The organism is Mesorhizobium sp. NZP2077 (assembly GCF_013170805.1).
Classification (GTDB): Bacteria; Pseudomonadota; Alphaproteobacteria; order Rhizobiales; family Rhizobiaceae; genus Mesorhizobium.
This window is the reverse complement of the sequence record NZ_CP051293.1, coordinates 6,078,202-6,104,820: the sequence shown is the minus strand read 5'-3', so window position 1 is coordinate 6,104,820 and position 26,619 is coordinate 6,078,202. Positions and strand designations below refer to the sequence as shown.

Below are 26,619 nucleotides of genomic sequence, written 5' to 3'. Positions count from 1 at the left end.
AATCAGGTGAGCGCCGCAACGATTGCGGCGGTGATGGCCTCCGTCCGGTCCTTGCCGGCAATGGTGCCTATGCCGCTGGCGGTGGTGGCTTCGACCGCCTGCATAACGCGGTCGGCCGCAGCCTTTTCGCCGAGATGTTCGAGCATCATGGCGCCGGACCAGATGGCGGCGATTGGATTGGCGATGCCCAGATGCGCGATGTCGGGCGCCGAGCCGTGCACCGGCTCGAACATGGATGGCGCCGAGCGGCCGGGATTGATGTTGGCTGAGGCGGCGTAACCGAGACCACCCTGGATCGCCGCGCCGATGTCAGTGAGGATATCGCCGAACAGGTTGGAGGCGACGACCACGTCGAGGCTCTCGGGCGCCATGATCATGCGCGCCGCGAGTGCATCGACATGATAGCTGGTCACTTCAACGTCCGGATAATCCGCCGCCAGCTTTCGCGCGATCTCGTCCCAGAACACCATCGAGTATTTCTGCGCGTTGGACTTGGTGACGGAGGCGAGCTTACCGCGCCGCAACCGCGCCTGCTCGAAGCCGAAGCGCAGGATGCGCTCGACGCCGGCGCGGGTGAAGATCGAGGTCTCGACAGCGACCTCGTCCAGCGTGCCTTGATGCACGCGCCCGCCGGCGCCGGAATATTCGCCTTCGGTGTTCTCGCGGATGCACAATATGTCGAAACCTTCCGCCCGCAGCGGGCCTGTCACGCCCGGCAGCAGGCGGTGCGGCCGGATGTTGGCATATTGCACAAACGCCTTGCGGATCGGCAGCAGCAGCCCGTGCAGCGAAACGGAATCCGGCACCTCGGCCGGCCAGCCGACCGCGCCGAGAAGGATGGCATCGAAGTCGCGCAAGGTCTCGATGCCGTCCTCGGGCATCATACGACCGGTATCCTTGTAGAATTTGCAGGACCAGGGGAACTGGGTTCCGGTCAAGGCAAAGCCGGCATGTTTGGCTGCGGTCTCCAGCACCGTCCAGGCGGCGGCGGTCACATCGCTGCCGATGCCGTCACCTGGGATCAGGGCGATCGAATAGGATTTCATCGGCATCTCTCTAGAGGCTGATCAGGACGCTCTTGGTCCTGCGGTTGGCGAGATAGGCCTCGCGGCCGAGATCCTTGCCGATGCCGGAGCGCTTGTAGCCGCCGGTCGGCAGGATATGGTCGCGCGAGCGGCTGTAGCGGTTGACCCAGACAGTGCCCGCTTCGAGCTTGCGCGCGAAGCGTATGGTGCGGGACAGGTCGGTGGTGAACAGGCCGGACGCCAGCCCGTAGGTTGGATGGGTGGACAGCGCCAGCGCCTCTTCCTCTGTCTCGAAGGTCTGGACGGTCAGGACCGGGCCGAAGATTTCCTCGACGATCGCCGGATTGGCCTGGTCGACATCGGCGATCAGCGTCGGCTCGTAGAAATAGCCGGGGCTGTCCATGACGCCGCCGCCAGTCAGGCATTTGCCGCCGGCGTCGATCGCGGCCCGCACGATGCTGTCGACACGCGCCCGCTGCCGCTCTGAGATGATTGGCGAATATTGCGTCGCCTCGTCCCAGGTCGGGCCCGGCCGCACCATCTTCATTCGTTGCAGGATAGCGGCCGTCAGCCTGTCGGCCACGCTCTTTTCGACGATCAGGCGCGTGCCTGCGACGCAAGCCTGGCCGGCATTGAAGGTGACGCTGCCAGCGATTGCGGTCGCCGCCTTGTCCAGATCGGCATCAGCAAAGACGATCTGCGGGCTCTTGCCGCCAAGTTCCAGCGTCATCGGCTTGACGCCGGTGCGGGCGATATTCTCCATGATGGCCGAACCGGCGCGGGTTGAGCCGGTGAAGCTGACCTTGGCGATCTCGGGGTGGCCGGTCAGTGCCGGGCCAGTCGTCGGACCGTCTCCCAGCACCACGTTTATGAGCCCTGCCGGCAGGCCCGCTTTGACGGCGAGTTGCGCCATATAGACTGCCGAAAAGGGCGTCATTTCCGACGGCTTCAGCACCACCGCATTGCCAGCGGCCAATGCCGGGCCGAGCTTCCATCCGGCCATCGAGATCGGAAAATTCCAGGGCGTGATCGCGCCGGCCACACCGTAGGGCTCGCTCATGATCATGCCGAGAGTGGCGTCGTCGGTCGGCACGAGCTCGCTGCCTTCCTTGTCGGCGAATTCGGCAAAGAAGCGGATCTGCTCGGCGGTGACGGCGATGTCGCCGGCAACGAGCTGGCCGACTGGCCGGGTGGAGGACAGCGCCTCGATCCTGGCCAGCGTTTCGGCCCCCGCTTCGATCAGGTCGGCCCAGGCCTGGAGTGCCCTTGTGCGCTCGCGCGGCCGAACACCGCCCCAGTTGCTGGCCTTCAGCGCCGCCTTGGCGCTTTCCACGGCACGGTCGACCATATCGACACCAGCCACGGGGCAGGCGGCATATGCCTTGCCGTCCGACGGTCGGCGCATCTCGATCGCACCCTCGGCCGCGATCAGCTCCCCGCCGATGAAGTGGCCGACGGGAACGGAGACGGTATCGGGGTCGAAGCTCAGGCCCATGGCACCCACTCTTGAATATTCTGCAGGAGCCTAGCGCGGGCTTTGGCGCAGCATGCACCGTTCGACGATCGGTCGCGGATGATTGTTGTGTGCCGGCGATGACAGACGGCAAAATCTGTTGCAGAGGCCGGCGCCTCCGCGCTCCCGTCACCCTACGGTTACGTAGATCTTGCGGACCGTTTCGATGGTTTTCCAAATCCCGGTGAAGCCAGGTTTCATCACGAAGCTGTCGCCGGCGCGGTAGGTCACCGGCTCGCCGCCGTCGGGCGTGATTTCGATCACGCCCGAGAGGATGTGGCAGAACTCGAACGTCTCGCCCTTGATCGAGCGCGTTTCCCCAGGTGTCGCCTCCCAGACGCCGGTATGGACGAGGTCGTCCTTAGCGACATCCTGCGCCCAGGTCTTGAAGGCGGGGTTGCCGGAAATCAGCCGTTCGGGCAGCGCCCCGGATTCGCGCGGCTGGAAGGCGGGGCTGGTATCGACGGTTTTGAGCAGGGACAAGGGATGGCCTTTCATGTTGGACTTCAATAGCCGCGCGACCGGTCGACGAGCCCGATGGGATCAAGACCGGCGCGGTGGCGTCGGATGTTTTCGACAACGGCCTGCGCGGCGCTGGCGGGCTGGGTGACGCTGGCGACATGCGGGGTCAGAATGATCTTTTGATGCGACCAGAACGGATGGTCCGCTGGCAGTGGTTCGGGATCGGTGACGTCGATCATCGCCGCAGAAAGATGGCCGCTGTCGAGCGCGGCGACAAGCGCTTCGTGGTCAAGCTGCGGCCCCCGGCCAGTGTGGACGAGCGCCGCGCCCTTGGGCAGCTTCGCAAAAAGATCGGCATCGAGGAACCCGCGCGTCTCCTCGGTTAGCGGCAGCAGGCAGATCAGTATGTCGCTGGCCGCGAGCATCTCGTTCAGCCCGGGCTCGCCATGATGACAGGTCACGCCCTCGATCTGCCGCGGCGAGCGGCTCCATCCTGCAAGCGGGAAGCCGAAAGGCTTCAGGCGGTCGAGGACGGCTTGGCCAAGCTGTCCGAGGCCAAGCACGCCGAGCCGGCGCGACCCGGCCTGCGGCTGCTCGATATCGGCCCATTCGCCGGCGCGCTGCTGCGCCAGATATCCAGGCAGGTTGCGGTGGAGAGCGAGCACGGCAAGCGTCACATATTCCTGCATCATGCGCACGATACCGCCCTCGATCATGCGCACGATCTTCACGTTCGCAGGCACCGCATCGAGGCGAAACTGGTCAACGCCGGCGCCGATGGAAAACAGGATTTCCAGGTTCCTGTAGCGGCCGAGGTTATCCGGCACGGTCCAGCTGATCAGGTAACGCACAGCGTCGGGATCGACCGTTGCGGTATCCATCGTAAAGGGGACGTCCGGCAGTTCTCTCGCGAAGGCATCGGCGAAGACCGCCCCGCGCCGCGCATCGGAATTGAACAGGAATGTCATCCCGGTTTCCTTCAAGCCGCGCAGCGCGCGCCCAGCGCCTCGATCATTCGCTGGCAGGCGGCGAGTTCGCTGGTGAGAATGTACTCATCCGGCTTGTGGGCCCGATCGATGTCGCCAGGGCCGCAGATGATCGCATCGAACCCGGCGGCCTGGTAAAGCCCGGCCTCCGTACCGTAGCTGACGGCGGCAAGCGGCGCTTCGCCAGTCAAGGCGTGCAGCAGTCCCGCAAGCGGCGCGTCCGGCGGCAGCGACATCGCCGGATAGGCGCTCATCGGCCTCCACTCGATGCGAAATCCATCGGCCGCAAGGGCCTCTGCCCGCGCCCTTACAGGCGCCAGCAGGCTCGCCGGGTCGACGCCAGGTATGGCGCGCGCCTCCAGGTCCAGCGTGCAGGTGTCGGGGATGATGTTGACCTGATGTCCGCCCGCCACCACGCCCGCCTGCAGCGAGGAGTAGGGCGGCTCGAAGGCAGGGTCGAACGGACCGTGCGTCAGCCGTTCGGCCTCGTCGACGGCCGCGCTCAGCGCAGCGGCCATGGCGTGGATGGCGTTGAGGCCGAGATCGGGCCGCGAGGAATGGCCGGAGCGCCCGTTGACAATCACGCGGGCGGCCGCCTTGCCCTTGTGGCCGCGCACGGCGCGCATGCCGCTCGGCTCGCCGACGATGACGCCGAGCGGCTTGGCGCAAAGTTCGGGAAGGCGGGCGATCAAATGCGGCACGCCGCGGCATCCCACCTCCTCGTCATAGGAGAAGGCGAAGTGGATTGGCCTGGCGAGGTGCAGTCCCGCCAGTGTGGGCACGGCCGCGAGCGCCGCCGCCAGAAACCCCTTCATGTCCGTGGTGCCACGTCCGTAGAGCCGTTCGCCCTCCTTGCGCAGCGCAAAAGGGCTCGAACGCCATTGCGGCTCGCTGGCGGGAACAACGTCCATATGGCCGGACAGGATGTAGCCCGGGACATTGGCGGGGCCGATCGTGGCGAACAGATTGGAACGATCGCCTTCCGGCCCTGGAAGAACGGTGACCCGGGTTCCGTGTTCCGCGAGATAGGCCTCGATCCAGCCGGCGATATCGCCGTTCGGCTTGCCTGCGACCGACGGAAAGGCGACGAGACGGTCGAGGATGTCGAAGACGTCCATTCCAGCCCTCAAAGCGTTTCGGGTTCGCCGGAATCGGTGCCGGACCATATGCTCCCAGATTTCCAAAGAGGATGTGCGCGTTCTTTCGCGATTGCATGCCGAAAGCTGAAATGTTTCAGTTGAATCTTGCGTTGCTGCGCGGCTTTCGAGCAAATCGTATCGGTCTGCTCGTTTAGCGTTGGCGGGCAGCGGGTGGCCATCAGTGGTGGCGCTCTGATGCGAAAATCTTGCAGGGGCATGGAATTGAAGCCGTCCGGAAGCTTGAAAATCGATACCTTCTCGATGCGCATTGGCGACATCGAAGACGTCGAACTCGACCGTTTGCACGCGCTTTCGCTCTCGGTGGGATGGCCGCATCGCGCCGAGGATTGGCAATTCGTGCGCCAATCGGGACAGGGGTTGGTGGCGCTCGATGAGATCGGCCGGGTTCTCGGTTCGGCCATGTGGTTCGCGCATGGTACTGATTTCGCAACCGTGGGCATGGTCATCACCTCGCCAAGGTTGCAGACGCTGGGGGCGGGGCAATGGTTGATGAAGCGGGTTTTCGACAAGGTCGTCGGCCGCGATCTGCGCCTCAACGCAACGCGCGCGGCAAGGCGGCTCTACCTCTCGCTCGACTTCCAGCCGGAGAAGACGGTTTATCAATGCCAGGGCATCGCCCGTGCGCAGACGATCGCTGGGCCGGCAAATAACAGGGGCGATGTCCGGCGTTTGGTCGAAAATGATATTCCCGCCGTGATCGCGCTCGACGCGGCAGGATTTGGCGTGAGGCGGGCGGCGCTCATCGAGAAGCTGTTCGCACACTCGGCCGGCTATGGGCTTTTCAAGGGCGATACGCTGAGCGCGTTCGCGCTCTGCCGGCCGTTCGGGCGGGGCCATGTCGTTGGGCCGGTCGTGGCGGAAAGCGACGCGGACGCGGTGGCGGTGGTCCAACCACACGTGATGCACCATTCCGGGTCTTTTCTGCGGATCGACACCCACATGGACAATGGTGAGTTCGCCACCTTTCTGTCGCACAGCGGAATGCCGGTTTTCGACACGGTGCTCACCATGTCGATGGGCAAACGCCTCTCCGATTTTGCAGTCGGCGCCGCAGTTGCACCGGTGACCTATGCACTCGCCAGTCAAACTCTCGGATAGTGCATTCCAGGACGCGGGCGTTGCGGCTGTCCACGCAACGAAAAAATGCGCTAATTGGAGCGGTGACGGTCCTTTTCGAGATGGCTTGGGCGCGCCGTCGAACGCCGCATCCTCCGAACCCACCAATTTCACATGTGTTAAAGCGCTTTCAGCCGAGCGCATGGAGTGGCTAGCAGGACGCCGGCCCGCATGGACGATTACAGTCCGGAAAAACAGGTCTGGATTAGTGGGGCTATCGCGCGGGTCGAGGCAGCGCCTTCGTTGTCTGGGGGACGTTGTTGGCCAGCGATCGATCGAGGAAATTGATGCCACGCGTGCTCATTGAGCCTAAAGCTCGATCCAGAACTTAGGTTCCGGCAGGTCGCTTCCATCCCATCGTTGACGGATTTGCTGGTTCCAGGAATGGGCATGCCTTCGAATCCTTGCAGCCAAACTTCGGCATGCTCCAGCCAATACTGGGGCATCGCGCGCTCCTTTACGTCCTCGGTAAAATGCGCTCCTGGGATAACCTGGCGGACGCTCTCGCTGCCACTGGTCGCCTTCCAGGTCAAATCATCCTGACCTTACAGCGTGCTATCCTTCGGTGGCGATTCACGATCAGATCACGCTGACGCAGCAATTGTGTCCGCACGGCAAGGGATTGTCGGAGAGCGCCTCGCGCCGGATCACATTCGTAAGATGTAGCGGATTCGCTTTCGGATCGTTGACTTGCCGCAACCCAATATGGAGCGGAAAAATGTCGGTATGTGAAACAGAACACTGGGTTCTCGACTGCGGCGCGGGTGGTTGCGCATTGTGGGAGGACGGCGATGGCCAAGTCTTATTCTGGAAATGCTATCCTCAGGTCGTGTCTGCGGACCGGGGTATTTCGGCGCGGAGGAAATCTCCTGGCCACGAGCGGCTATCAATGGACGCCTCTGAAAAGACAACCCTGTGCTACCAGCACCTCGACAGGACCCAGATCGCCGAGGTCGTTCGTGAAGTCACCGGCCGATCTGTCGCCCTGACCCGGGTCGCGGATGAGGGCAAGAAAACGCTTTGCCAGACCGGTACCTTCGATGAATTGCTTCAGGCATGCGGCCTCCGGCTCCAGGACTGAGCATGCTATTTTAGGCGCGTCGCATCTTCATTTCGCGAAAATCCTGCAGCGAAGCATGATGTAGATACTCCTCACCTCGGAGGTGCTTCACGCGGCCGATGATGCCTGGCTTCACCCACTGCGTCGCCGGCCGCTTCATGCCCCTTTGGCGGCGCGCCCGGCGTGCTCCTGTCCGGCGTGCTCCTGGACACGCTTCCAAAGCCGTTCGCGGATCGACATCAAGAAACTCGGCCGCTTCAGCCAATTCGGCCATCGCATCACCGGCGATCCGCAAAAAGGCAAGTCGCGTGGCGCCGGCTGGGAGTTCGTCCATGTCTGCATCGACGACGCCTCCCGCATCGCCTTCTCGCAGATCCTGCCTGACGAGAAGAAAGAAAGCGCCGTCGCCTTCCTCAAGGCGGCGGTTGCCTATTACGCCAGCCTCGGCGTCGCGATAGCCCGCGTCATGACCGACAACGTCCTGCTACAGATCGAATGCCTTCGCCTGCCGCGATCTCGGCCTCAAGCACGTCACGACAAGGCCCTATACGCCCAAGACCAATGGCAAGGCCGAGCGCTTCATTCAGACAGCACTGCGCGAATGGGCCTATGCCATCGCCTATCCGCCTTCAGACCACCGTGCCGCCGAACTGCCTGTCTGGCTGCACAGATACAATTGGCATCGCCCTCACGGCAGCCTAAAGTCCAAAACACCTATCAGTCGCCTCGATCTAACCGACGACAACCTGTTGAGGCTCCACACCTAGTACGGTCATGCCCTCGGCGCCGCGCCGCGCCGCTCGAGCGCGGTCTTGCGGATGACTTCCGCGATCTCCGGGCTGCTGCTGCACAGCATCTGGAAATCCGCCGCGTGCAGCGACAGGAGTGAGACCTCGGTTACGGCGCTGACGGTCGCCGAACGCCGTTCCCCGGTGATCAGCGCCATCTCGCCGAAGAAGGCGCCAGGGCCAAGCTCCACGGGGCTCGGCGTCGCGACGCTGACGCGCCCCTCGACGACGAAGAACATCCGATCCCCGGGCTCGCCACTGCGGCAGATCACGGCGCCCGCAGGCAGCGTGCGAGCTCTCAAGGCGCGCACGATCTCTACCAGCACGGCCGGGCCGAGCTTCTGAAACAACGGTACGGTGGCGACCAATTGCCAATTGCGGACGAAATCCTCGCGACGGACTTCTTGATAGAAGCCCGTGGCAAGAATGCCGGCCCAGAGCCCGAAGATGCCGATGCCGCTCATCATGACCGCCCCGGCAAGGACGCGGCCGGCGAAGCTTTGCGGGATAGTGTCGCCATAACCGGTCGTGGAAAGCGTGACCACCGCCCACCACATTGCCTGGGGGATGCTGCCGAACTTTTCCGGTTGGATGTCGCGCTCGATGACATAGGCCGCGAGCGCGACAGCGAACAGAACGACGCCGAAAAGCGTGGTGACGCCGATCAGATTGCGCGCTTCGTTGGCCAGGACCCTGCCCAGCACCGGGAAGAAAGTCGAGTCGCGCAGCGGTTTCAGCAGCCAGACAGCACAGTAGAGGCCCCGGTCGGGCGTGCCGACGAGCAGAAATGCGGCGAGTGGAACCAGGACCGCGAGCACATCGATGGCGATTTTGGGCGTCCTGTCCCGAAGGTCGCCCGCCCGGCGCTTGAGCAGCGTTGCGGCCAGTTGCAGGAGATAGGCGCCCCAGATGACAGCGATCAGGGCAGCCAGAGCCAGTCTGCTTCGTCCGGACAGGTCCGGTATCGTGAGCGCAGCCACCGCCAGCAACCCAGGCGCAGCCAGCACCGCGTTGAGCGGCGCGTAAATTCTTAAGAAAGGCAGTACCGACATTCTATGCCCACGCTACGCCCACCAGCGGCTATACCCTCCAAAATAGGATGCCTTCAAGGCAACCGTAAAGGTGCTTACTGTCGCTGCGATGTGCATCACCAACGGTGAACTCGGATGTCGGGGATTGCTTCGTCGTCGGACGTGAACGGACAGGCCACAAACCGACGAGAATCAGCCGATCCGGACGGGAGTCAGTCATATGCTCAAACTGAACGGGCCGACCTGTCTTTTGCTGCACAACCAACCATTGCACGCGTGCGGATCTCGGGACCGACGACCAAAGGCCGCGTACGATTTCGAGCAGCTCTTGCTCTGACCCCTGATAACGGACAGAAAACGCATACCGACGACAGTTTGTCGGTCCCTGGCGTTCGTGTTTCGCAGGGGGCACCAAGATGTTCGCAGTAGTCCATCGCCCGATCAGGGAACGCACCATCATTGGGCGTTTCCCCACGATCTCACTCCTGAGGCGCGGACAGAGGCAAAGCGCATCTTGGCCGAAGCGACACTCGGCAAGCACCGACCAAAGACCGTCAACTTCCGGGATGAGGTCGACAACACCGGGCCAATTCTACCAATTCTAATAGATTCTAATAGGTTGTGTTGCCAGCAATGCGCCAGCGAGAGCGGGTTTTGCCGCACGGGCGTCAGCCGTGCAGTCGCCGGTCTCAGGTCGAAAAGCGCACGCCGGCGTGGCGTTTGCCCGCCGGCGCGCTACGCCTAGGCGGGCCATCTTGGTCGACAGTCCGGTCTCGTCGATGGAGACTAGGGCCGCTGGTAGGACCGGGTTCTAAAAGGAATGTTTGTAGCCGATCGCGAAGTTGAATTTGTCCGCGGCCAACTCATCATAGGGAGCCTTGGTCGTCTCGGCCTTCTTCCAGGAATATCCGAAGCTGGCATAGACCGCATTGTATGTGTCTATATTGTAGGTAATGCCCGTTGCCACCTTCGGTGTTTCCCAGGTGGCATTGAACGCATTGCGATAACGCAAATTGAAAGCGTTCCACGTCCACTGCTTGTTCAACTTCAGATCGCCGGCTAGGTACAGAGCGTAGTACGGAAGCTGGGCGTTTGTGTCCGACCCTTTAACGATGCCCGTGTCGTGCCAAGTGTAGCCGAGGCCCAAACTCGGAGTCAGGGTGAATGTATCGGTCAGCTTGATTTTGTATCCAAGCGTCGCTTCACCGTAGAACTGCGTCTTTCCGCCGGTCTTGAAGGTTGGCTGGAATGACACTCCGCCAACAAAGTTGTTTTCAAAGGTGTGCGAAACGCTGAATTTAAAGTAGGTGTCGGCCAGTGACCGGGCAGTATTGCTGCCGTTGTCGATCGCATAAAACTCTGGACTGCCTTCAATTCCTAATGTCCACGTGGGAGCCGCTGGCGGTGGCGCTTCGACCATATCCGCCGCGAGGGCCGGCATTGTCAGAAACAGGCATATGCCGAATGGCACGGCAGATTTGACGCTAAGCATGGTGTCCCCTTGAAAGGCTTGCATTTACGGCAGCTAGCTACCGTCGCCGTGCTACGGTTGTGTGACAGGCCGGACAGACAAATCGCCCAAAACGTCCGCCAAGCTCCAGGACAATTTGCGCCGGCGTTTGCCGATGCATGCATCCGGCTTCAACCGGCAAGTATGTGCTGTGTAGGGCGAGCCACTTACGGGTTTGATGAAGGGCTGGTCGTTATGTTTTTGACAACCAGCCCGCGGCAACTGGAGCGGATGCTTGACGTCACGATGAAAACGTCGAGTGGAACGCCTACACGCTCTTCAAGTGTTTGCCCCCGCAGGGACGGACTCCTCAAAATCCTGTATGTGGACTCTTTGCCGAACCGTGGATGCGTGCGGGCAAGAACAGCCTCGAACTGCACGCGTTATGATAGGACCGGAGGAAGGACTAAGAGCGCGAACGTGATGCTGCTCGCCAACCGCGGTTCTCTGGCCGTGCAGCACGGCGATATTATCCACGACAACGCGTGTCCCCCTTGACTGCACCAAATCTGCGTCGCTTTATTCCATTCGGGGTTTTTCGGGCGGTGAAAGGGCTGGTCGGTGCTGTCAGCACGTCGCGGTGTGGTTTTACATCAGGGCTCTGAAAGTCACTCAGTGCACGTTGAAGTGGATGGCGTATATGAACCTCCTCTTCCAGTTCCAGAACCGCGTTCTTTGCGCAGTCCGTCTAGAACACCCGGGAGTTTGCCGGGAGTGCACCTTCTTCTTGAGATGAACAACGCTCGTTTCCTGACGGACTCAAGGCGGATCATCAAGGCGCTCCGTCAGGCAAGCAAGGATGCCCACGCAAACTTGCTTGCAGTGCACCATCACATATTCACGCCTGACGGCGGTGTGACAGCTTTTGCCTTGCTCGCCGAAAGTCATATCTCCATCCACACCTGGCCTGAGAGCAGCTACGCGGCGTTGGACATCTTCATGTGTGGGGCTTGCGATCCGCTCGCCTGTCTCCCTGCCTTAACAAGCGCACTGCTTCCTTCACGTCTGGTCATTACGCGAGTAATGCGTGGTATTGCTTCCTGCGAGGCCCTTGCGCTCGCATCTGACTGATGACCGTTTCCCGCAATATGACCGAGGGCCAGGATGCAACAAGCCGACGACAAAAATTCGGCACTTCCTCCGAAGGAGCCACCGCTCCGGTCCTATCCGCTACCGCCTCTACCTCCCGGGCATTTCTATGTTGAGCCCGATGATCCGCGCCAAGTCGGCCCTGGAGGGGCCTTCGTTGTTGAAGACGCGGACCCGTTCGACAACTATCACTATCGTGTCAAAGCGATCTTGCATGCTAGCCGCAGTCCGTTCCAGGACATTGTGATCGCTGATACCTACAACTTCGGCCGCGCTCTTTTTCTCGACGGTGCCATTCAAAGTTCCGCGGAGGACGAGGCGCTGTATCATGAGATGCTGACGCAACCGGCACTCTTGATGCACCAGTCGCCCCGAGATGTGCTCATAGTCGGAGGCGGAGAAGGTGCAACCTTGCGTGAAGTTCTTGCACACCGGTCAGTCCACAGAGCGGTTATGATTGATCTTGACAGGGATGTGGTCGAGATTTGCCGCGAGATGCTGCCAACATGGCATTGCGGTGCTTTCGCCGATCCCCGCGCCGAATTGCTCTACATGGACGGGCGCGCTTTCCTAGAATCATCCGAGGATTTCTTCGACGTCATCATCGTTGACGTTGTCGACATGCTCGAAGATGGTCCAGCACAACGCCTTTACACTCGGCAGTTTTATGAGCTGGCTCGTGCTCGCCTTCGGCCGGGCGGGATCATCGTCGTTCAAGGCTTGGAGTTTTCGTTCGTCGACTACAAGGCCCACACGGCCCTGGCACGCACGCTGCGCACGGTCTTTGCGGAGGTCCACAGCTATCAAGTCTGCGTCCCCTCTTTTTTGGGAAATTGGGGGTTTCTCATCGCCTCCGATACCACTGCGCCCAGCGACATCAGCGCCGAATCACTCGACCGAGAAATAATGAAGCGACTTGGGCCAAATTGGCTCGAGCACGCCACGGGCTCGTTCATCCAGGCGTGTTTCTGTCATTGCAAAGAAACGCAGTTTTATCTCGACCTGCCCGGCCCGATACTTCAAGATGGGGAACCCTTCATAGAGCCGCCCGACATTGAGGAGGAAGAGCCGTTCGGTGAACAACTGCCGGCCTTGCGCGACTAATGTCGGACGCGCCCGATCAGCCTGCGGCAGTATGGATGATACGCCGCGGATCTCCGGAGGCAACCGATACTTGGTTCAGTTTTCAGCACCCGACAGTAACGGGCGTAGGCCGCCAGCAATTGCCTGGGCTTCCCGCTAATCCGACTATCTTAGACGACCGGGAAGCGCTGCTTGCGGTGCACGTGTTGCCCGGCGCTGCCACGCCCTATGATCTGCAAAAGCAGATAGAGAGCTGGGTGAGAGAGGCCGGTGGTGCCGACGACCTCTATCTGGAAGTGGTCAGTCGTAGCACTCGCGTTCTCTGGCGAGATGGCCGCTGTGTGGTTGTCGCACCCGCCGACCAAGCGGACGAAGGGTTCGCGGCTGCCGCGCTGTTCACCTTTGTGATCAGAGAATTTCATCACCAAGAAGCTGCGTTGGAAGCGTCGTGGTCCATCCTCGCCGGCGACGTCGACCTCACCCATGAGGTCCGTTCTGTCGATTTGGCAAGGCAAGCGCACGTCAACAAAATGACGGCGATGTTTCAGACTGCCCGGATATGGATCGCGCGCAGTGAAATCGCGCTTCAGCGCCCGGCCTCATTCCTCGGCCCCAACGGCCGCCGCCTGTTTTTGGAACTCGTCCTGCTGGCCGATCTTGAGGGCCGCCTCCGTCTCATCGACGATGCGACTGAGGTTGGTGAGGATCTTTACGAGCGGGCCAATGATCGCATGATCGAGAAGCGGAGCTTTATTGTGGAACTCCGCGTTGAAGTAGCAATCCTTGTAGCCATCCTTGCGGAGCTTGTCGTCCTTCTCTTGGAATATCTTCACTTCTGAAACGAAAAATTGTGGAATAATACGTGGAGATTTGGCGCTCTTTTATTTGATAATACCAAATTAAACGGCAATGGAGGTTAGAAAATGACCAGAGTTGTTTCTGTAACCATAGCGCTCTGTATCGTGTTTTGTTGCAACATAGCAATGGCGCAAGATTCGTCTGCAGTCAAAGAGAGGATAAAGGGCGCGACGATACGCGGATCGGAAGACGGAGTAGACTACGTGGAATTGCTTAAGGCGAATGGTAGCATTTTGGGGAAAGATGAAGACGGCAAATATACCGGAGAGTGGACGATAGACAGTAAAGGAGAGGTTTGTCTGTCATATGATGACGACGAAGAGGACGACGATTGCGGCTCTTTGTCTGCAGATGGAAAACAGCTGGTCTTTTTGAGTGACGGAAGTGCGGCGCGCGTGACACTTGCGAATCGTAAACCGTAGTGTTCGGCGCCTAGGGCGCTGGAGGCAAGCGGCCGATGTTTGGTCTTGCTTGAGTCAGATTGAGTCAGAAAGCCGTGCCTCCAGGAGATCCGCAGCAGCGTCGCGTTGCTACGGCACCGCTTCGAGCGAAGCGCATGGACGGTTCGACGGCGGCGAGTGAGGCCGCGGTTGCGCATGTCGAGGCTCCGGCGGAGGTGATCGGCGACGCCGACCGCCCGAGCCGCAGCAGGATCAAGCGTCGGGGGCGTAAAACGTCATTCTAGCCGAAGTCAGTAGGCAAGAGGCTCGAGGTCTGGCATCTCCCCTTGCATCGATGAGGTCGATGGCATACGTGCGATCAAAGTTTGATAGCGCGACGGTAGGTTCCCATAAACAGGGCATTGAGGAGAGGAGCCGCGAAGGACGGTGCAAGCGGCGGCCAGCCACCGCGTGGCGGTCTGGACGACGCGGTGCGTCAAGGCTTGACGTTGCACGAGGCCGGCCGGCGACAAGAAGCCGAGACAATCTATCGTCAGGTTCTGGCGCAGCGCGGTGACCATGCTCCGGCGCAACATTTTCTTGGGCTGCTGATGCACCAGACCGGACGCAGCGCCGAAGGGCTGACGCTCATGGAACGGTCGCTGAAAAGCGAGCCGAACAACGCGGATTTCCTGAACAATCTAGGCACGGTGCAGCGCGACCTGGGCGCCACACAGGCGGCGGCCGCCAGCTTCCGCAAGGCAGTCGCGGCTCGGCCGGACAGTCTCGCGATGCGCGACAATCTCGGCGCTACCGAGAAGCTGCTCGGCCGTTTCGAGGCGGCGGAGCATGCGTTCCGCGGCACTATCAGCCGCAGCCCGTTCCACATGCGCGCGCGCCTCGGCCTGGCTGACACGTTGCAGGAGGCCGGGCGCACGGATGAGGCGATCACGGCGCTGAGCGAGGCGCTGGCGATCCGGCCGAAGGACGCTGATCTGTTGCATTTGCTGGGCGTGGCTCTAATGGAAAAGGGTCGGATCGACGAGGCGGCGGAAAAATTCCGTGCGGCGCTTGTCGTCAATCCCGACCGCGCTGTCTCGTGGCAATTGCTGTCGCTGGTGAAGCTACAGAGACAGCCTGACGTCGAGTTGAAGGCGATGGAGGCGTTGCACGGTCGCGTGCCGGCGGGGAGCCTTGAGCGGATGCAACTCTCCTTCGGGCTCGGCAAGGCGCACGATGACCTGAAAGACTACAACCGCGCTTTCGACTTCTTCGCTGAGGGCAACCGCATTCGCCGTGCGGGCATCGCCTATGACGGGGAAAAGACTCGCGCCGACTTCGCCGCGATAAAGTCGGCCTTCTCGAAGGAGTTCGTCGAGAAGCATCGACTGAGCGGCATCGAGGACGACTCACCGGTCTTCATTGTTGGCATGCCGCGCTCGGGCACCACGCTGGTCGAGCAGATCCTTGCCAGCCACCCGCAGGTGTTTGGCGCCGGGGAGCTGACCATCCTGCGCACTGTCGTGGCAAAAGCCTTTCCGCTCAACGCAAAGGGCGGCTTTCCGCTCGGACTCGCGGGTGTGAAGGACAAGGCCTTCGCCGACGCCGGCCAAGACTATCTCGATATGCTGCGTGCCCGTTACCCGGGCCACAGGCACATCACCGATAAGATGCCGGGAAATTTCCTGTTGATTGGCTTCCTGCATTTGATGCTGCCCAAGGCGAAAATCGTGCATTGCGCGCGCGGCGCGGCTGCGACCTGCCTGTCTATCTACAAGACCCATTTCCGCGCCGACGGTCATCTTTACGGGTACGATCTGGAGGAACTGGCCGATTTTCACAACCTCTACTCGGACATGATGGCGCACTGGCGCGTGGTGTTACCAGGCGTGGTGCACGATGTGCGATACGAAGATTTCGTCGCCGACCAGGAAGGCCAGAGCCGCGCGCTCATCGATTGGCTCGGGCTGCCGTGGAACGACCAAGTGCTTGCCTTCCAGCACGCCGACCGGGGGGTGCGAACCGCTTCCGCCGCGCAGGTGCGCCAGCCGATGTATAAGGGCTCGGTCAATCTTTGGAGAGGCTATGGCGACCGGCTGAAGCCGCTGCTGGAGCGGCTCAAATAGCAACGCCGCTTGTTGGCGACCGGGCAGCCGGATAAATGAACCCTACCGGCGATTGAAGCGAATAAGCGAGGCCGAACTGGTTGTGAGCTTTCGGGAGGTTGTCCATTCGGACCGGACCGGAGAGACTGGCGTTACCAGGCTTCAGCACTCACCGGAGGGTCCGAATGAACATCCACAAGAATGCCCGCCTCACGCCTCGTTCTGGCACTTCTGACAAAGAACCAACTTTAAGGCGCGCCCGGTTGGCTGAGTCGCGCAAGACGGCAGTGCTCGGACACGGCCCGCTGCGCAAATCGCTAATGCTTTCTTAACCGCCCCATTCAATTCGTGTCTTTTCTGCAACATAGCTGCGACATCGCACCCTGACTGCCCCTTTTCCGTCACGATCCTTGTTGAACGCCGCGGCGGCATCGGTAATGTTGCTGATGAGGAAGGGGCGCGATGCGCATCTTTTTCACGAGTGGGGATGGGGCAGGGAACGCTCCTTCAGCAAAGAAACCCAGACCCTTTTTTTAAGTCTCTCTGACTGGAGGTCACAAGAAATGAACATCAAGAGCCTTCTCCTCGGCTCCGCTGCGGCTCTGATCGCAGTTTCCGGTGCGCGCGCCGCCGACGCCGTCGTCGTCGCCGAACCGGAACCCGCTGAATACGTCAAGATTTGCGACGTCTACGGCGCTGGCTACTTCTACATTCCCGGCACGGAGACGTGCTTGAAGATCGGCGGGTACGTCCGTTACACTGCAAGCGTCGGTAGCCAGTACAACGGCTATGACGGCAAGTGGAACATCGACAAGATGACCGGCAAGTGGCAGGGAACCTGGAATAAGCAGACCAAGGTCGAGCTGAATGTCGACACTGCCGCGGAAACCGAGCTTGGCACCCTGAAAAGCCACATCGGCATTGATGCGCAATCCGGCGTCACAACCGTTCCAGGCTCCGCGCTCAACGACGATTCGGGGCTTGTAACAGCCAAGACCAACAGCGCATCGCTGGGTTCGGGGTATATCACGCTTGGCGGCTTCATGATCGGCTACAACGATTCGATCTTTGCGAGCTGGACCAATTTTGCCGGCGCGGCGATCAACGATTCGTTCATTCAATACGGCGATGACGACAACACGAACCAGGTCAACTACACGTTTGATGCTGGAAACGGCTTCTCGGCGATCATCGGCGCTGAAGAAGGTCAACATGACAGCAACATGCTCGACAGCTATATGCCGCACGTCGTGGGTGGTGTGAAGTACACCCAGGGCTGGGGTACGCTCAGCGGCGTCGCTGCCTATAACGCCGTCTATGAAGAGTGGTCCGGCAAGCTTCGCGCCGACATCAAGTTCAACGATGCCTTCTCGGTCTTCATTATGGGCGGCTACGGCTCCGACAAGAACGTCCTCAGGAATGACTATAAGCCTTGGGGCGGTCACTGGGCTGTCTGGGGCGGCGGCACGTACAAGTTCAACGAGAAGACGGCGCTTTATGCCGAGGCCTCGTATGACCAGGATAAGGAAGCGGCTGCTTCTGTCGGCATCCAGTACACGATCGTTCCCGGCTTCTGGGTCAAGCCGGAGCTGAACTATACCCGCGCCGTGAATGCGGTGAATGTCGAAGACGGCACCTTCGTTGGTAAGAAGTCCGGTTGGGGCGGCGTTATCCGCTTCCAGCGCGACTTCTAATAGCTTAGAAGTTTAGAGCGAGAACGGCCGGCGAAAGTCGGCCGTTTTTTTTCGAACTGAAGGTGACTGATAGGGAGCTGACGGTTACACGTTCAAGCTCTTGCGAGTGCACTAGCCTCGTCGCCCTAAGCAGTGCGGGAGCGAAGGCAACCGTAGAAAAAAATCTTTAAAAGAAGCTGGATGGATTGTCCTTGCGTCGAAAGCAGCTTGATTGCCTTTCTGACAGAGGAGATGAACGTCTCCAACCGCGAAATCATCGCCGGGTTCGAGCACCGACCGCGGCTCTGTCGCAATTCCGGCATGTGGGCGGGAAGAGCATCGCCTCGGAGAATTGATCAGGCGGTGAGCATTTGGAATTGCTCGGCAATTGACGGACTAGAGCAATTCCAGGAAAAGTGTGAGCGGGTTTTCCGTCCGGAATTGCGGAAAAACAAAGAGTTAGAGCAGTACGCCGTTTTCGTGAAACGGTGAACTGCTCTAGGGTGGTAGGCGAACCTCACCTGTCGCTTCCGCATCATGTGGACCGCTCGATGCCCGATAGGGTGATCTGGGTATTCGCCATGGACTTGAAGCCGAGCGTGGATCGAACGCGGCGTTTGATGCGCCGGTGATCCTGTTCGATCCGATTGTTGAGGTAGTGGCTTTTGCGGACAAGGATCGATGGTCTGTGCGATCGCTCCCGCGGACGGCTCTCAGCATCGCAGGACATGACTGCCTCACGATTGGCCGACTGCCTTCGGCGACGATGCGACTAGGCCGTCCAGGGTGGGCAAGCGTCTTGCGCAGGAAGTGTCTGGCAGCCGGAACTCGATCCCTCCTGGATGTGTCGCCGGAAATACCGTCAGATCTTCCCGCTGCTGTTTTGCCGCCGGCAGCCAATCAGAACCTATCTCATGAAAATCAACAGCTTACCGACAACCGAGGTCCAATTGATGATGTGGCGTCGATAGTCAACAAGCCGCAGATAATCCTATGCCTTTCCACACTAAAATAGCCCTTTCGCCGAATTTCGCAGGTCTTTACCTTACTCCAGGCGCACCTTCGGAAACGAGGCGCTGTCACGCGGCGGCTCGAATAGCCCGACCCTTGAGGTGATTAATGAGCTTGGACGGCATTATAGAACGTCGTATAGCGGACGATCAGCTCGAAGGCACGATCAAGAGAGCGTCATCCTTGGACCCTCCTGGGTAATACAAATTGAAAATTGCGGTCTCATGCTTCAAAACAGGTCGCTAGGCCTGCGCGGGTTTCGAAACCTGGGAGGTCGCCCACGGTCCTCAAGGCGAGAATTCTAAAAGACGTTCAATAATGACCCAGCACGCACAAAATGCTCGAATTCTCATGTACAGCCACGACACGTTCGGGCTCGGCCACTTACAGCGCTGCCGGACGATCGCGCATTCGCTGGTCGAGGATTTCCGCGGACTTCAGGTGCTTATCATTTCGGGCGCGACCATCGCTGGCGCCTTCGACTACCGCGCCCGTGTCGACTTCGTGAAGATTCCCAGCGTCATCAAGTTGCGCAACGGCGAATACACCTCGCTGGAAAAGGATATCGATCTGCATGAGACGCTAAGGATGCGCCAGTCGATCATCCGCCACACAGCCGAGACCTTCCGGCCGGATATCTTCATCGTCGACAAGGAACCGCTCGGCCTGCGCGGGGAGATCGAGGACACGCTGTCCTACCTCAAGACGCGAGGAACGACGCTCGTGCTTGGCCTGCGCGAGGTTATGGACGCGCCGCATCTGCTCGAAGCTGAGTGGGCACGCAGGGATGTGATGCGCAAGATAGGCCTGTTCTATGACAAGGTCTGGGTCTATGGCCCACCGGATTTCTACGATCCGTTGACTGGCATGGATGTGCCGCCGGCTGTCAGGGCAAAGATGAGGTTCCTCGGCTTCCTGCAACGGAGCCTGCAGCGAAACGAGTTGCCCGGCCACCGGCCCGAGGGCGACTATATCCTCGTTACCACCGGTGGTGGCGGTGACGGCGCCGAACTTATCCACGACGTGATCGATGCCTATCAGCAGGATCCGCAATTGCAGCATAGGGCGCTGATCGTGCTTGGGCCTTATATGCCGGCGCGAAAGCGCAACAAGCTGCTCAAGAAGGGGGCCAAGATCCCCTACGTCAAGATCATTGAGTTCGACAACCGCATGGAAGACCTGATTGCCGGCGCCAAGGCGGTGGTGGCGATGGGCGGCTACAACACCTATTGTGAGATACTCTCTTTCGACAAGCCGGCGCTGATCGTGCCGCGCGTTACGCCCCGCGAGGAACAACTAATCCGGGCTCGGCGCGCGGCCGAACTCGGCCTTGTCGAGATGCTTTTGCCGGAAGAAGCCAAGGATTCCCAGCGGCTTTCCGATGCACTGAAGGTGCTGTCTGGCCGGCCCCGCCCATCGCAGAGCAATCCGCATCTGACGCTGGAAGGGCTGCCTCATATTTCCGAAATCGTCGCGGAACTGCTCGACCGGCGGGCCGGACACCACCTTTCGGTCATCGAAGGAATAAGCTGAGTTGCAGCGTCGCAAGATCGTCGTGGTGCTGAAGGGCTATCCGCGGCTGTCGGAAACCTTCATCGCGCAGGAACTGCTCGGTCTGGAGCGTGAGGGGTTCGACCTGATACTTGTTGCGCTCAGGCGGCCGACCGACGCAAAACGCCACCCCGTGCATGACGAGATCAAAGCGCCCGTCCATTATCTCCCCGAATATCTGCATCAAGAGCCGCTGCGCGTGGTTCGCTCGCTATTTGCTTGTCTGCCACGGCCGGGTTTCTGGCACGCGCTCGGATCGCTGGCCGTCGATATCCCCCGCGACTTTACGCGCAATCGGGTGCGCCGCTTCGGGCAAGCGCTGGTGCTGGCGGCCGAATGGCCGCAAGACGCGGGATGGCTGCATGCACATTTCGCGCACACACCGGCATCGGTGACACGCTATGCCAGCCAGCTTCGTGACCTGCCCTGGAGCTGCTCGGCCCATGCCAAGGACATCTGGACTTCGGCGGATTGGGATCTGGCTGACAAGCTTGCCTCGGCGCGCTGGACGGTCACTTGCACGAAAACCGGCTTTGACCGTCTGAAGGAACTCGCCAACGGCAACTCGTCTGTGCATCTGAGCTATCATGGGCTCGACCTTGATCGCTTCGGCAGTTTTAGCGAGGCGCGAAAACAGCATGACGGCTCGGTGCCGGGCGAACCGGTTGTCGTTCTGAGTGTCGGTCGCGCCGTTGCAAAGAAAGGCTACGATACCTTGCTGGAGGCCCTTGCCCTCTTGCCTGGTGATTTGGCGTGGCGTTTCGAGCATATCGGCGGCGGCGAGGAACTGGAACGGCTCAAGGCGCTGGCGCAAAAGCTCGGACTGGATGGTCGCGTCTCCTGGAAAGGCGCGCTGGCGCAAAAGGAGGTGCTTGAGCACTACCGAGGCGCCGACATTTTCGCCCTGGCCTGCAGGATCACCGCCAATGGCGACCGGGACGGCCTGCCGAATGTTCTGGTGGAGGCGGCCAGCCAGCGGCTTGCCTGCGTGTCGACCGACATCTCCGGCGTGCCGGAGCTTTTATCGCCGGAGGAAACCGGGCTGCTGGTTCCGACGGAAAACCCAATTGCCCTGGCACAGGCGCTGGAGCGCCTGATCCGCGATCCCATGCTGCGCGCCCTCCTGGGCGACGCCGCGGAGCGGCGCGTGCGAAGCAATTTCGATCACGTGGCAAGCATTGGACAGCTCAAGCAACTGTTCCAGCAGGAGTGGCGGGCCGCCCAATGAAGCGGCTGCGGGCTTTCTTCTATGTCCAGCACCTGCTCGGCGTCGGCCACCTCGCGCGCGCCAGCCGCATTGCGGCGGCTCTGGTCGATGACGGGTTTGACGTCACCGTCGTGACCGGCGGAGCGCCGATCGCGGGGTTTCCGGGACCGGGGGTAAAAACTGTAACCCTGCCGCCTGTCACCTCCGGCGACGAAGGATTTTCCGGACTTGTCGACCTGCAGGGCAAACCCATCGACGATGATTTCAAGACATTGCGTTCAGGGATGCTGCTTCAGGCATTCCGGGATTGCAGGCCGGATATCGTCATTGTCGAGGCGTTTCCATTCGGACGCCGGCAGATGCGTTTCGAACTCTTGCCGCTGATCGAGGCCATCGATGCGACGTCGCCCCGACCGCTGCTGGCGACGTCCGTCCGCGATATCCTTCAGCAGCGCGTCAAGCCGGGCCGAAACGAGGAAACGGTCGATCTCATCAACAGGCATTTCGACCTTGTCATGGTCCACGGCGATCCGGCTTTCGCGACCATCGACAAGACATTTCCACTGGCTGCGGCGATCAGGGCCGAGGTCGCGTACTCAGGGCTCGTTGCCGCACCGCCGTCGCCCGCGGCCTCCGAGCGCTTCGACGTCCTGGTGTCGGTTGGCGGCGGGGCTGCCGGAAAGAGCCTTGTCAGCGCCACCATCGCAGCGGCGCGGAATGCCAACAACGGTTGGAAATGGTGTCTGATCACCGGCCCAAACCTGCCGAAAGACGAGTTTAACGCGATCGCGCGGGATGCTACGCCGGGCCTGTCTATCTTCCGGTTCCGCGAGGATTTCGCCAGCCTGCTGGCAGGCGCCCGCCTGTCAGTCTCGCAGGCGGGTTACAACACGGTCTGCGATGTCCTGCGCGCGGGTTGTCGCTCCCTGCTCGTTCCATTTGCAGCCGGCGGGGAAACCGAACAGACGGCTCGCGCCCTGATGCTCGAAGAACTCGATCTTGCAACGGTGCTGACCGAAAACGACCTGACGCCTGAAGGCTTGGCGCAAGCGATCGAACAGGCGCTTGTGGGGCCGCCGCCGTCCTCGCATCGTCTCGATCTGGAAGGCGCACGTCGCTCGGCGCAAATCCTGCGCGAGCGGTATCGAACATGGTCCCTAAGACTGGGGGCCGGTTTCGGAAAGGCACATGATCAAACAGACGATGGATCCTAAGCGGTTCATCGGCTTAACGCGCATTGTGTCTGCCGAGTGCGGCGCGCTTCAATCCCTTGCTTATGTCGTTGTCCCAAAACCGCTGCGCACTTTTGGGCGAAATGCATCAAACAGTCCCGATCAGCATGAAGCGTGTATAGTTTTTTGTCGGCAGTTCGCCGGAGAACCTGATCTCCCGCAGCGCCGCCATGGCCTCGAAGGCTGCAAGTGAAGCCACGCAGTTGATGTGCGTCGGCTCGCTGAAATAATCGTTCGATTGCAGCAGCACATTCGTGCCTCGCGGAAGCAGGGCAAGCCAGGCGCTGAGATCGGCTATGTGTTCGCAGCTCGTATTGACCACCAGGTCGGGCCGCCCGGCCGCATAGTCTAGTGCGTACATATCTTCCGTCAGCGCCCGGAAGCGGTCGCCGGCTTCCCGGTTGAGGGTCCGTGCGATCGGCCCGACTTCGGGATCGATGTCGATGCTGTCGATCGCCGCGATGTCGAAACGGGCGTCGTTGAAAAGCATTGCCGGCAATACGCCGTACCAGCCACCCAGAACCCATATGCGCCCGAACCGGCCGCCGCGGCTTTCGAACAGCCTGTCCAGCGCCCACATCTTGCAGGCGACCTGCTTGTGGTTGAAGGCATTGGCGACATCGGCCTTTGGATGCTTGGCGATGACGCGCGCCAGCGCTGCCACGAGGGGGTGGTTGACATAGGCAGCAATTCCCCGTGTGAGGTCCAGGGCTTGCTCGTGCCCGTCCATGCCGGCATTGCGTGGTTGCGTGACATCCATCATATTCGTCTTGTATGGTGGGATTTCGGGCGACACAACGCAATCTTGCCCCCCGCAAGGCTGTTTGATCCGCGGACATGATTATGCTGTTAGTCGCTTTGCCATTGCCCGGCGCCGGAGAGAGCCGGTTGCTTCTGTCCGGATCGTCGGCGCCCTGCGTGCACTGCAGATTCGGGCTTGTGGTTGGCGACGAAGACATTGCCGACACGCCACGCGCCGGCAGGTGCTTTTTCATCCTGAATCCGTCTACCTGAAAGACCACAGTCGCATATGGAACCCAGCCTAGCCCGCTATATCTGGACGCACACCAGGAAGCAGCAGCTCTGGATATTGATGATCGTCGTGCTTTCGATGATCCCGTATTTCATGTCCTTCGACCTGCCGAAGCTGATCGTCAACGGCCCGATCCAAGGCAAGGGCTTCGAGCAACCGGGCGCGACCCAGCCATTCATGAGGCTACACTATGACTTGCCGTTCATTGGCGACGTCCTGTTCTTCTCCGGTTTTCAGCTCGGCCGCAAAGCGACGCTGCTCGCCCTGAGCCTTGTGTTCCTGTTGCTCGTCGTCATCAACGGCCTGTTCAAACTCTATATCAACACCTACAAGGGCCGCCTCGGCGAACGCATGCTACGGCGCATCCGCTTCGAACTGGTCGATCGTGTGCTGCGGTTTCCGCCGGTTTACTTCAAGCGTGTGAAATCCGCCGAAGTGGCGACCATGGTGAAGGACGAGGTGGAGCCGCTAGGCGGCTTCATCGGCGATGCCTTCCTACAGCCAGTGCTGCTCGGCGGCCAGGCGCTGACGGCCATGCTGTTCATCTTGGTCCAGAATCTCTGGCTCGGAATGATAGCGTTCGTGATCGTGGTTATCCAGATCGTGCTCATCCCGCGAATGCGGCGGCGGCTGATCGTGCTCGGGCGCCAACGGCAATTGACGGCGCGCGCGCTTTCGGGCCGGGTTGGCGAAATCGTCGACGGCATTGGCGCGGTTCACGTCCACGATACATCAAACTACGAGCGTGCCGACATAGCAGCCCGGCTCGGACTGATCTTCAAGATCCGCTTCGATCTTTACCAATGGAAATTCATGGTAAAGTTCCTGAATAATTTTCTCGCGCAGATCACGCCCTTCCTGTTCTACATGATCGGCGGGTACCTGGCCATCGCCGGGCGGCTGAACGTCGGCCAGCTCGTGGCCGTGATCGGCGCCTACAAGGACCTGCCAGGACCAATGAAGGAACTGATCGACTGGGATCAGGATCGGCAGGATGTCCAGGTCAAATATCAGCAGGTCGTTGAACAGTTCACCGTCGAGGATCTCATCGCGCCGAGAATCGGGGCATTGACGGTCGATGATCCCGGTCCGATGACCAACCCCTTGTCGGCGGTCAGTTTGTCCATAGCAGACGATGGCGGCGCAATGCTCCTCGACCGCATCTCCCTGCAGGTCAAGCCGGGTGAGACGGTGGCGCTGGTCAGTACCGCTACCGGTGGCGCGGAGGCGCTTGCGGAAGCCTTCGCGCGGCTGAACTGGCCGGACAGCGGAAGGGTCGTTTCGGGCGCCGATAACCTGCTTGAACTTCCCGAAGCCGTGACAGGCCGGCGCATGTCCTATGCCTCGTCGGATGTTTTCCTGTTCCACGCAAGCCTCCGCGACAACCTGCTCTACGGCTTGAAGCATGCGCCGCTGACATCGGTGCCTTATGAGGGCGCCGCGGCAGACCAGCAGCGCTGGAACACCGCCGAGGCGCATCGGTCGGGCAATCCGGATCTCGATGTCCACAGCGACTGGATCGACTATGCTTCTGCTGGCGCCACCGGCCCGCACGACCTCTTTGAGGCCGTGCGCCGGGTGCTCGACGCGGTTGTTCTGTCACGCGACATTCTGGATCTTGGCTTGCGCTCTTTGGCCGACCTCAAGCGCCACACGGAGCTTGCCAAGCGGATTGTCGAACTGCGTGCGGCGCTGCGAAGCCGGCTGGAACAAGAGGGGCTGAGTGGATTGGTGGTTCCTTTCGAACCGGGCGCCTACAACAAGGAAGCAACGATCGGCCAAAACCTGCTCTTCGGCGCTGCCTCCGGCGTTGCACTGGCCGACAAGGCTCTGGCGGCCAATCCCTATTTTGCCTCCGTGCTGAAGCAAGCCGGCCTCGACGGCATACTCTACGGCATGGGCATGGAGATCGCCGAACAGACGATCGAGCTGTTTGCCGACCTGCCGCCCGACCACCAGTTCTTCCAGCAGCTCGCCTTCATGAGCGCCGAGGAGATACCCGCCTACGAGACCTTGCTGCAGCGGCTCAAGAACCGTCCCTACGAGGCGGTTTCGGAGGCCGATCGCGCCATGATCATCACCTTGAGCTTTGCCTATATCGAGCCCCTGCACCGCTTCGGCCTGCTCAGCGACGAGCTGATGAACAAGATCGTCGCCGCACGCAACCAGTTCTATGAAAACCTGCCGCCCGAGCTACAAGATGCGGTCGAACGGTATGACCCTGCCAAATACATCTCCGCGGCCACCGTCATCGACAATGTCCTGTTTGGGCGTGTGGGCAACAACCATCCCGACGCGCCGGACCGCATACGCGCCATTGTCTATGACATTCTTGACGAACTCGGGCTTTATGCCGAACTTCTGGATGTCGGCCTGGACTTCGACGTCGGCGCCGGCGGCAGGCGGCTCACCGGTGGACAGCGACAGAAGCTCGATGTTGCCCGGGCCCTGCTCAAGCGTCCCGATTTTCTCATTCTCAACCGGCCGCTGTCGGCGCTCGACCAGCGCATGCAGGACAAGGTGCTGCGAAACGTGCTCGAGGAAGCCAGACGCGACGACCATTCGCCGGCAATTATGTGGGTCGTGACCAATCCGGCAATGGCGATGATGTTTGATCGGGTTATCGTCTTCGACTCGGGTCAGTTGGTGGAAGACGGAACACACGAGACACTTTTGGCAGAGAACGGTATCTTCAAGGAACTTCTGTCATAGTCTGGCAAACGCGAATTGTGGGAAGGTTTGCGAC

Annotated in this window: 23 protein-coding genes and 2 pseudogenes; 14 read left to right on the top strand and 11 right to left on the bottom strand. The window is 60.7% G+C overall.

The genetic code is table 11. The annotated features are described in order from the left end of the window. Nucleotides 1-2 precede the first annotated feature (2 nt). The 6 genes from HGP13_RS30280 to HGP13_RS30255 form a co-directional block, all read right to left on the bottom strand. Nucleotides 3-1,046 carry a tartrate dehydrogenase gene (locus tag HGP13_RS30280; protein ID WP_172232747.1) on the bottom strand — a complete coding sequence of 348 codons (1,044 nt, stop codon included), beginning with the start codon at nucleotides 1,044-1,046 and terminating at the stop codon, nucleotides 3-5. A 10-nt stretch (nucleotides 1,047-1,056) separates the two neighbouring features. Further along, entirely contained in the window at nucleotides 1,057-2,520 is a 1,464-nt protein-coding gene (locus tag HGP13_RS30275) for an aldehyde dehydrogenase family protein (RefSeq protein WP_172232745.1), read from the bottom strand. 147 nt (nucleotides 2,521-2,667) lie between these two features. Continuing rightward, nucleotides 2,668-3,021, bottom strand: coding sequence for a cupin domain-containing protein (locus tag HGP13_RS30270; RefSeq protein WP_172234906.1), 354 nt, complete (start codon nucleotides 3,019-3,021; stop codon nucleotides 2,668-2,670). Nucleotides 3,022-3,044: 23 nt separating this feature from the next. Then, nucleotides 3,045-3,968 carry a glyoxylate/hydroxypyruvate reductase A gene (locus tag HGP13_RS30265; protein ID WP_172232743.1) on the bottom strand — a complete coding sequence of 308 codons (924 nt, stop codon included), beginning with the start codon at nucleotides 3,966-3,968 and terminating at the stop codon, nucleotides 3,045-3,047. An 11-nt stretch (nucleotides 3,969-3,979) separates the two neighbouring features. Then, nucleotides 3,980-5,104, bottom strand: coding sequence for an acetylornithine deacetylase (argE, locus tag HGP13_RS30260; RefSeq protein WP_172232741.1), 1,125 nt, complete (start codon nucleotides 5,102-5,104; stop codon nucleotides 3,980-3,982). A gap of 8 nt (nucleotides 5,105-5,112) precedes the next feature. Continuing rightward, on the bottom strand, nucleotides 5,113-5,394 hold the full coding sequence (locus tag HGP13_RS30255) for a hypothetical protein (protein ID WP_172219762.1): 282 nt from the start codon (nucleotides 5,392-5,394) through the stop codon (nucleotides 5,113-5,115). Here HGP13_RS30255 and HGP13_RS30250 point away from each other — a divergent pair. Further along, complete coding sequence (locus HGP13_RS30250; protein WP_172234905.1) at nucleotides 5,342-6,244, top strand: GNAT family N-acetyltransferase; 903 nt, start codon at nucleotides 5,342-5,344, stop codon at nucleotides 6,242-6,244. The genes HGP13_RS30255 and HGP13_RS30250 overlap by 53 nt on opposite strands. A 736-nt stretch (nucleotides 6,245-6,980) precedes the next feature. Next, the gene (locus HGP13_RS37630) at nucleotides 6,981-7,343 is read left to right on the top strand and encodes a hypothetical protein (protein WP_210267815.1); all 363 of its coding nucleotides are present in this window, start codon (nucleotides 6,981-6,983) and stop codon (nucleotides 7,341-7,343) included. 10 nt (nucleotides 7,344-7,353) lie between these two features. Here HGP13_RS37630 and HGP13_RS30235 read toward each other — a convergent pair whose 3' ends face one another. After that, complete coding sequence (locus HGP13_RS30235; RefSeq protein ID WP_246707497.1) at nucleotides 7,354-7,596, bottom strand: hypothetical protein; 243 nt, start codon at nucleotides 7,594-7,596, stop codon at nucleotides 7,354-7,356. Here HGP13_RS30235 and HGP13_RS30230 point away from each other — a divergent pair. After that, nucleotides 7,555-8,089: pseudogene (locus tag HGP13_RS30230) on the top strand (integrase core domain-containing protein); the annotation flags it as partial. The gene HGP13_RS30235 and the pseudogene HGP13_RS30230 overlap by 42 nt on opposite strands. A 5-nt stretch (nucleotides 8,090-8,094) precedes the next feature. Here HGP13_RS30230 and HGP13_RS30225 read toward each other — a convergent pair. Continuing rightward, entirely contained in the window at nucleotides 8,095-9,162 is a 1,068-nt protein-coding gene (locus tag HGP13_RS30225) for a cyclic nucleotide-gated potassium channel (protein ID WP_172232735.1), read from the bottom strand. Between the two features lie 790 nt (nucleotides 9,163-9,952). Then, nucleotides 9,953-10,633, bottom strand: a complete 681-nt coding sequence (locus HGP13_RS30220) for a hypothetical protein (RefSeq protein ID WP_172232733.1) — start codon at nucleotides 10,631-10,633, stop codon at nucleotides 9,953-9,955. A 732-nt stretch (nucleotides 10,634-11,365) separates the two neighbouring features. Here HGP13_RS30220 and speD point away from each other — a divergent pair. From speD to HGP13_RS30185, 7 genes are all read left to right on the top strand, one after another. Continuing rightward, nucleotides 11,366-11,722: an adenosylmethionine decarboxylase gene (speD, locus tag HGP13_RS30215; RefSeq protein ID WP_246707163.1), complete on the top strand. Its 357-nt coding sequence runs from the start codon at nucleotides 11,366-11,368 to the stop codon at nucleotides 11,720-11,722. 33 nt (nucleotides 11,723-11,755) lie between these two features. Next, entirely contained in the window at nucleotides 11,756-12,844 is a 1,089-nt protein-coding gene (locus HGP13_RS30210) for a fused MFS/spermidine synthase (protein WP_172232732.1), read from the top strand. Further along, nucleotides 12,844-13,662, top strand: a complete 819-nt coding sequence (locus HGP13_RS30205; RefSeq protein ID WP_172232730.1) for a hypothetical protein — start codon at nucleotides 12,844-12,846, stop codon at nucleotides 13,660-13,662. The genes HGP13_RS30210 and HGP13_RS30205 overlap by 1 nt, the downstream gene beginning before the upstream one ends. A gap of 84 nt (nucleotides 13,663-13,746) precedes the next feature. Further along, a complete protein-coding gene (locus tag HGP13_RS30200) occupies nucleotides 13,747-14,103 on the top strand; it encodes a hypothetical protein (protein ID WP_172232728.1) in 357 nt (118 codons plus the stop codon). Between the two features lie 449 nt (nucleotides 14,104-14,552). Beyond that, on the top strand, nucleotides 14,553-16,187 hold the full coding sequence (locus HGP13_RS30195) for a sulfotransferase (RefSeq protein ID WP_172232726.1): 1,635 nt from the start codon (nucleotides 14,553-14,555) through the stop codon (nucleotides 16,185-16,187). Between the two features lie 542 nt (nucleotides 16,188-16,729). After that, a complete protein-coding gene (locus HGP13_RS30190) occupies nucleotides 16,730-17,860 on the top strand; it encodes a porin (RefSeq protein WP_172232724.1) in 1,131 nt (376 codons plus the stop codon). Nucleotides 17,861-18,067: 207 nt separating this feature from the next. Then, a complete protein-coding gene (locus HGP13_RS30185; protein ID WP_172232723.1) occupies nucleotides 18,068-18,331 on the top strand; it encodes a hypothetical protein in 264 nt (87 codons plus the stop codon). A gap of 8 nt (nucleotides 18,332-18,339) precedes the next feature. Here HGP13_RS30185 and HGP13_RS38115 read toward each other — a convergent pair. After that, nucleotides 18,340-18,676 (bottom strand): annotated as a pseudogene (locus tag HGP13_RS38115) (DDE-type integrase/transposase/recombinase); the annotation flags it as partial. Between the two features lie 492 nt (nucleotides 18,677-19,168). Between HGP13_RS38115 and HGP13_RS30175 the strand changes: the two are divergent. From HGP13_RS30175 to HGP13_RS30165, 3 genes are read left to right on the top strand one after another with little or no spacing between them, the layout of a single operon-like run. Further along, nucleotides 19,169-20,383, top strand: coding sequence for a glycosyltransferase family protein (locus tag HGP13_RS30175; RefSeq protein WP_172232719.1), 1,215 nt, complete (start codon nucleotides 19,169-19,171; stop codon nucleotides 20,381-20,383). 1 nt (nucleotide 20,384) lies between these two features. Further along, entirely contained in the window at nucleotides 20,385-21,629 is a 1,245-nt protein-coding gene (locus tag HGP13_RS30170; protein ID WP_172232717.1) for a glycosyltransferase, read from the top strand. Further along, nucleotides 21,626-22,822 (top strand): glycosyltransferase family protein, encoded by a 1,197-nt coding sequence (locus tag HGP13_RS30165; protein WP_172232715.1) that lies wholly within the window; start codon nucleotides 21,626-21,628, stop codon nucleotides 22,820-22,822. The genes HGP13_RS30170 and HGP13_RS30165 overlap by 4 nt, the downstream gene beginning before the upstream one ends. A gap of 106 nt (nucleotides 22,823-22,928) precedes the next feature. On the opposite strand, the gene HGP13_RS30160 is transcribed toward HGP13_RS30165, so the two are convergent. Beyond that, nucleotides 22,929-23,600: a class I SAM-dependent methyltransferase gene (locus tag HGP13_RS30160; protein ID WP_172234903.1), complete on the bottom strand. Its 672-nt coding sequence runs from the start codon at nucleotides 23,598-23,600 to the stop codon at nucleotides 22,929-22,931. A gap of 270 nt (nucleotides 23,601-23,870) precedes the next feature. Here HGP13_RS30160 and HGP13_RS30155 point away from each other — a divergent pair, with 270 nt between their 5' ends. Beyond that, nucleotides 23,871-26,585 carry an ABC transporter ATP-binding protein gene (locus tag HGP13_RS30155; protein ID WP_172232713.1) on the top strand — a complete coding sequence of 905 codons (2,715 nt, stop codon included), beginning with the start codon at nucleotides 23,871-23,873 and terminating at the stop codon, nucleotides 26,583-26,585. The last annotated feature ends 34 nt before the right edge of the window (nucleotides 26,586-26,619 follow it).

Coding starts and splice junctions, on each gene's coding strand:
- HGP13_RS30190 (WP_172232724.1), top strand. CDS start 16,730: ATGAACATCAAGAGCCTTCTCCTCGGCTCCGCTGCGGCTCTGATCGCA.
- HGP13_RS30155 (WP_172232713.1), top strand. CDS start 23,871: ATGGAACCCAGCCTAGCCCGCTATATCTGGACGCACACCAGGAAGCAG.
- HGP13_RS30205 (WP_172232730.1), top strand. CDS start 12,844: ATGTCGGACGCGCCCGATCAGCCTGCGGCAGTATGGATGATACGCCGC.
- HGP13_RS30160 (WP_172234903.1), bottom strand. CDS start 23,600: ATGGATGTCACGCAACCACGCAATGCCGGCATGGACGGGCACGAGCAA.
- HGP13_RS30265 (WP_172232743.1), bottom strand. CDS start 3,968: ATGACATTCCTGTTCAATTCCGATGCGCGGCGCGGGGCGGTCTTCGCC.
- HGP13_RS30165 (WP_172232715.1), top strand. CDS start 21,626: ATGAAGCGGCTGCGGGCTTTCTTCTATGTCCAGCACCTGCTCGGCGTC.
- HGP13_RS30220 (WP_172232733.1), bottom strand. CDS start 10,633: ATGCTTAGCGTCAAATCTGCCGTGCCATTCGGCATATGCCTGTTTCTG.
- HGP13_RS30250 (WP_172234905.1), top strand. CDS start 5,342: ATGGAATTGAAGCCGTCCGGAAGCTTGAAAATCGATACCTTCTCGATG.
- HGP13_RS30225 (WP_172232735.1), bottom strand. CDS start 9,162: ATGTCGGTACTGCCTTTCTTAAGAATTTACGCGCCGCTCAACGCGGTG.
- HGP13_RS30280 (WP_172232747.1), bottom strand. CDS start 1,046: ATGAAATCCTATTCGATCGCCCTGATCCCAGGTGACGGCATCGGCAGC.
- HGP13_RS37630 (WP_210267815.1), top strand. CDS start 6,981: ATGTCGGTATGTGAAACAGAACACTGGGTTCTCGACTGCGGCGCGGGT.
- HGP13_RS30200 (WP_172232728.1), top strand. CDS start 13,747: ATGACCAGAGTTGTTTCTGTAACCATAGCGCTCTGTATCGTGTTTTGT.
- HGP13_RS30235 (WP_246707497.1), bottom strand. CDS start 7,596: ATGGCCGAATTGGCTGAAGCGGCCGAGTTTCTTGATGTCGATCCGCGA.
- HGP13_RS30210 (WP_172232732.1), top strand. CDS start 11,756: ATGCAACAAGCCGACGACAAAAATTCGGCACTTCCTCCGAAGGAGCCA.
- argE (WP_172232741.1), bottom strand. CDS start 5,104: ATGGACGTCTTCGACATCCTCGACCGTCTCGTCGCCTTTCCGTCGGTC.
- HGP13_RS30275 (WP_172232745.1), bottom strand. CDS start 2,520: ATGGGCCTGAGCTTCGACCCCGATACCGTCTCCGTTCCCGTCGGCCAC.
- HGP13_RS30255 (WP_172219762.1), bottom strand. CDS start 5,394: ATGCGCATCGAGAAGGTATCGATTTTCAAGCTTCCGGACGGCTTCAAT.
- HGP13_RS30175 (WP_172232719.1), top strand. CDS start 19,169: ATGACCCAGCACGCACAAAATGCTCGAATTCTCATGTACAGCCACGAC.